Below are 5,643 nucleotides of genomic sequence, written 5' to 3'. Positions count from 1 at the left end.
CCGCTATATCAACCCAGAGTCAGATCATATTACTAATAGAACCGAGATCACACTTCAATGAGTTCATCTCGGCTAAACTAAATTTTTATATTTAAATATCACGAATACTCACATAGTAACTTAAATTATCGTAATGAAAAATCTAGGGCGCAAACCTCCTATTCATATTCACTCAAAGCAGCATATAGAACCACCTTCTCTTCATGAGCTTAAACAGCTATTGATGACTGTTCGTGCCCAACGCGATGAATGGCAACAACGTGCGAAAGAAAATGAGGAAGCTGTATCTCAACGCGATGAAGCAGAACAACGTGCAAACGAAGCTGCATCACAACTGGTTCATGTTCAGCAAGAAATTCAAACTTATCAAATCGAGGCTAATGAGCTAAAACTCGAAGCTAATGAGCTAAAAGAGCGATTTACTCAAAATTATCTCTTCTATCTTGATGAGCAAGAAAATCATCAAAAGACGCTTTACCTTTACAACGAAGAAAAAGCAAAAATATCCCAGCTAGTTCATGTTCATCAGCGAGAGATTCAAACTTGCCAACTCGAAGCTAATGAGCTAAAAGAACAAGTCACTCAAAATTATCGCTTCTATATTGATGAACAACAAAGTCATCAACAAACATTCTGTCTCTACAATGAAGAAAAAGCTAGAGCAACTGAATTTATTACCAAATATGATGCAGCCAACTCTGAACGACAAATGTATTTGACTTTATACAATGAGGCTAAAGCAGAACTCAAGCATGAGCGTCGTTCCAAAGCTAGTATTAAGGGATGGGAAACTCGCCGGAAAGCCGAGAATGAAAAACTAAAACGAGAAATTGCCCAGATGGTTGTGCTACTACGTGAATCTTTAGAAAGTAAGGATGAAGCAGTAAACAGTCTTTACATTGTAGCAGAACGTATGGATCGGATTCAATCTCTAGTTGATTCGGTGGAAGAAGAAACAACTAACAATCCTATCGGTTTGGTACAAAAGTTTAAACGCATCTGGCTGGCTATTAAAGATATACTTTCTGAATAAATAAGCATACTCATGAGCAAAAAATCACTCCCAGCTATGCAAAAACAAGGTAAAGCAAGGCTGGGAGATCAAATTCGCAGTATTGCCGATCGCCTTAAACAAGAGACTGATGTACAGATAAAAACAACTTCTAGGATTTTAGGGGCTGCTGCTCAAATTGCCGAAAATCATGACCGACTTATTAATGAAGTAGTTGATATGGTTGAGTCAGACCTGAATGCAGAGAAACAGGTATCTCAGAAGCATACTTATAATGTTGATATTCTGAAACAAGAGTTTAAAACATTACGGGATGCAAAGGCTTACTTTAACTTGAAAGTTAGTAGTTGGGAATCACTAGTTAATAAATTAAATGCTGCATCTACCCAAACAAGCAGAATACAGCCTAAAAATCAATCAAATCATGGCTTGACGGACAAGAATATGATAGTTAGTGAAGACAATTTTAATAATATTGAAAAATTGACAGTTGTTTTAGAGGCTGATGTTGCAGAAATGTTTCCCAACTCGGAAGCAGTAAATGAAGCTTTGCGTTTTTTAATTAGAGTTACTAGTAAAAATAGCTTTTGAAAGCGAATAGACATCGCAGAAAGTGCCGCGAGATACAAAGCAAAGCCACTGCTGTGGGCAGATTCCCCGACTTCCCTACGGGAAAGCAAGCTACGTGCTGTCTCCCTCTGGGAGAAGCAACTGCCATCAAATGGCGCTGCTTGCTTCAATTCCGCGTTTTTAAATGTGGGTTCCCTTCTGTCTTCTGAATTTTAAAAACTCCATAAATGTGGTGTGTTCTCATGAATTATTTCAGATTGCTAGATAAAAAAGAGGATTAGATTCTGTGGGAAAAATTAGTCAGGAGTGCAAATGAACAACTTATTATCCCACTCTGGAGAAATTATCAGAACATCGGCTAGCATCATGTCTTCGGAGAATAGTAGTTTATCTAGCAATACTCGGAAGTGGCGCATTGCTTTATATTCCCACGACACAATGGGACTAGGGCATAAACGCCGTAATTTGTTGATTGCTCAAACTTTAGGATGTTCACCCCTAAAAACTGATGTTTTAATGATTAGTGGCATTCAAGATGCCAGTAATGTACCAACACCTCCAGGGGTAGATTGTTTGACGCTCCCGGCTTTGCACAAAAATATTGATGGGCGATATCAGGCAAGAAGATTGGATCTATCATTACAGGAAATTATTACACTGCGATCGCAAGTCATACTAACCACCATTAAAACATTTAAACCTGATATTTTTATTGTGGATAATGTACCGCGAGAAGTCCGGCAAAAACTCCAGAACTATGCAGCGCAACGTGACAACTTGCGCGTGTTGGAATATTTAGCCGAGCCGACGCTGTTACTAAATCAAGCCGAACGTGTAATTGCAATGGGTGGTTACAACACAACTTGTGAATTGTTGTCATTTGCAAAGCGATCGCTAATTTTACCCCGCATCAAACCCCGACGAGAACAATTAATCCGTGCTGAACGATTACAAGCACTAGGCTTAATCGATGTAATACAACCACGTCAACTGACACCTACTGCATTAAGCGACTGGCTAACCCTTGAGGTAGAACCACCACAAGTCCGTAATTTCGTCGATCTCAAAGGACTTACCCGCATTCCCCAATTCGTTAATGAATATTTGTCATTAGTCATTTGTCATTAGTCATTGGTCATTGGTCATTGGTCATTGGTCATTTGTCAAAGGCAAAAATCTCACCTCATTAATTACGAACTACGAATTATGTCAATCCGTATTGGTTATGTTCTCAAACGTTATCCCCGATATTCTGAAACCTTTGTCGTCAATGAAATTTTGGCTCATGAAGCGGCTGGCTTAGATATAGAAATTTTCGCTTTACGTCCACTATGTGATACTCACTTTCAAAATATTATTTCCCAAGTGCGTGCGCCTGTAAGTTATATCCGCAGGCCAATTCAAGGGCGGGTTAGTGAATCACTCAATAGTCTCGCACCTACAGCCGCTAGCTATTTTTGGGCAGAATTACAAGAAGCAAGTAAAGTTATCCCTGACTTTTGGCCAAAACTGGCCTTTGCTCAAGGTGAACAAGCTAGCACTGTCTATCAAGCTGCATGGTTAGCACGCGAAGCTCGACTCAAAGGTATTACTCATTTACACGCTCATTTTGGCACTGTGGCTACTAGTGTCGCTCGGCTAGCATCTCACTTTACAGGCATTCCCTATACTTTTACAGCTCATGCTAAAGACATATTTCATGAAAGCGTGGAATTTGAAGATATGCAACGTAAGCTACAGGATGCGGCTAGTGTAGTAACTGTCAGTGACTATAATTTCAGATATCTGCACAATACATATAATTTAGCCGCAAAGCAAGTTCAGCGCATTTACAACGGTTTAGATTTACGACAATTACAAAAGATGGTAATCGGGATGGACTACCTACAGTTTTACTCGAAGCTATGGCTTTTGGAACGCCCTGTGTAAGTACTGATGTAACGGGTATTCCTGAATTAGTGCGTGATGGCGAGACTGGGTTGATTGTGCCACAACATGATGCCGAGCAATTAGCCAATGCACTTGGGCAATTCCTGACTAATTCTGCTTTGCGGGTTAAGTTGTCAACCCAGGCTAGGCAATTAATTGAGTCTGAGTTTGATATTGCTATCCGATTTTTACTTCTCACCATTGAAAGTATATGAATATATGGCGGCTGGTTTGCCTGTAGTCGTGAGTCAGATTGGGCAATTGCCAGACTTAATTGATACAGGGGTGAATGGTATTCTTTGTCCTCCAGGTGATGCGATCGCTTTAGCAGAGGCTTTAGAAAAATTGTGGCGATCGCCTCCTCTCCGTCATACTTTAGGACAAGCGGCGCGGCAAACGGTGATAGCAGATCATACTTGGGATGTGATTGCTCAACAAATTTTCCGCATAGCATCTCCATTGCCGATGGAGGTGAAACGATAAATGCCAAAAGCTCAAAATGTTTCTGGTTTGTGGGGAATCCTGGTTTATTTCTGGCCTGACATTCGTCCACAGTTCGGATTACTTTTGATTTCTGCGATCGCTTTAGTTGCAGATGTCGGACTCCGGGTATTAGAACCTTGGCCGCTCAAGTTTGTCTTTGATTATGTTCTTCTTCGCAGCGAAAAGCTAAATAATATTCCCGTCATTGCTAGTCTAGAACCGATAACATTACTGACATTCTCAGCCGTTGCAGTCTTACTTATTACAGGCTTACGCGCCCTTGCTGCCTATTGGTATTTATTACCTACCTGAAGAATGCCTTTAAGCCAGTGCAGAACTTCGCTAAGTACACCGGACGACTAGCAAAAGCTGCGGCTTCGAGTGAGCGTATTTTAGATGTATTAAATCAGCAACCCGATGTCTATGATTTGCCAGATGCAATCCCAGCCCCGATTTTCCGAGGTGCAGTGCGTTTTGATCGCGTCCACTTTGCCTATCAATCAGGACAAGTTCTACTGCAAGATATCAACTTAAACATTCAACCAGGACAACAAGTAGCGATCGTTGGCACTTCTGGTGGTGGTAAATCTACATTAGTCAGTCTATTATTACGGCTTTATGATCCAACAGCAGGGCGCATAATGATTGATGGGCGGGATATTCGAGAATACACATTGGCATCATTACGTCCACAAATTAGTGTAGTTTTGCAAGATAGTCTCTTATTTGCTGCTAGTATTCGAGAAAACATTGCCTACGGGATTGCCGGGGTATCTGATGCTGAAATCGAAGATGCGACTCGTTTAGCTAATGCTCATGATTTTATCCAAGCTTTACCACAAGGATACGACACTCTTGTAGGGGAAAGAGGCGCAACGCTTTCTGGGGGACAAAGACAAAGAATTGCGATCGCTCGTGCTGCTATTCGTCAAGCTCCTATCCTGATTTTAGATGAACCGACTACGGGGTTAGATCAGGGTAATGAGAAGGCTGTGATTGATGCGCTGCAACAGTTGTCGGAAAATCGCACTACTTTTTTAATTACTCATGATCTTTATTTGGCAACTCGCGCAGATATGATTCTTTATCTGGAAAATGGGCAGGTGGTGGAACAAGGCACTCATCTGGAATTGATGCAACAGAATGGGCGTTATGCGGCTTTGTATCAAGTGCAGGGTTCTTTGAGGGTTTAGAGGGGAGTTTTTTAACGCATAGGCGCTTCTCTACGAGACGCTACGCGAACGCCTTCCCGTAGGGTAGGGACGCTGAGGTAAGCGCAGAGGTACGCAGAGTATGGGGTTTAGTGATGGAAAGATGCCTTTTTTGGCGGATGCGGTTGATCGGTTGCAGGTGGAAGAGTGTTTTGGGCAGTGTTTAGCGATCGCTGCAAATTGTCGTGTGCAGAAAGTCCAGGTTATTCGTCATAAGTTGGGGCGGCGTTGTTTGATTGAATATGAATTGATTAATGATGATGGACAAATAATTACGCTGATTGGTAAGGTTAGGGCTAAGGGAACGGATTTTCATAGTTATGAGTTACAGAAATCTCTATGGTCTGCGGGATTTGGTGATGATAGTCCTGATGGAATTTCTGTACCTGAACCTGTAGGCGTAATTCCCCAATGGCAAATGTGGTTACAGCGTAAGGT

At 41.6% G+C, this 5,643-nt stretch carries 5 protein-coding genes and 3 pseudogenes; all 8 read left to right on the top strand.

Features of this window, described 5'->3' with window-relative positions; genetic code table 11:
- Positions 1-133: 133 nt before the first annotated feature.
- On the top strand, positions 134-1,033 hold the full coding sequence (locus tag IQ229_RS23915) for a coiled-coil domain-containing protein (protein ID WP_228013374.1): 900 nt from the start codon (positions 134-136) through the stop codon (positions 1,031-1,033).
- Between the two features lie 12 nt (positions 1,034-1,045).
- Positions 1,046-1,603, top strand: coding sequence for a hypothetical protein (locus tag IQ229_RS10715; RefSeq protein ID WP_194043532.1), 558 nt, complete (start codon positions 1,046-1,048; stop codon positions 1,601-1,603).
- A 291-nt stretch (positions 1,604-1,894) separates the two neighbouring features.
- Positions 1,895-2,710 (top strand): glycosyltransferase family protein, encoded by an 816-nt coding sequence (locus IQ229_RS10710; RefSeq protein ID WP_194043530.1) that lies wholly within the window; start codon positions 1,895-1,897, stop codon positions 2,708-2,710.
- 78 nt (positions 2,711-2,788) lie between these two features.
- A pseudogene (locus IQ229_RS10705) lies at positions 2,789-3,726 on the top strand (glycosyltransferase).
- 4 nt (positions 3,727-3,730) lie between these two features.
- Positions 3,731-3,994, top strand: coding sequence for a glycosyltransferase (locus tag IQ229_RS10700; RefSeq protein ID WP_265582971.1), 264 nt, complete (start codon positions 3,731-3,733; stop codon positions 3,992-3,994).
- Complete coding sequence (locus IQ229_RS24835) at positions 3,995-4,306, top strand: 6TM ABC transporter family protein (protein ID WP_409339919.1); 312 nt, start codon at positions 3,995-3,997, stop codon at positions 4,304-4,306.
- A pseudogene (locus tag IQ229_RS10695) lies at positions 4,273-5,187 on the top strand (ABC transporter ATP-binding protein); the annotation flags it as partial. The gene IQ229_RS24835 and the pseudogene IQ229_RS10695, both read left to right, overlap by 34 nt.
- Before the next feature lie 100 nt (positions 5,188-5,287).
- A pseudogene (locus IQ229_RS10690) lies at positions 5,288-5,643 on the top strand (aminoglycoside phosphotransferase family protein); the annotation flags it as partial.

It is taken from the genome of Nostoc cf. edaphicum LEGE 07299 (genome assembly GCF_015207245.1).
GTDB classification, from domain to species: domain Bacteria; phylum Cyanobacteriota; class Cyanobacteriia; order Cyanobacteriales; family Nostocaceae; genus Nostoc; species Nostoc edaphicum_B.
This window is presented reverse-complemented; position numbering and strand designations above follow the sequence as displayed.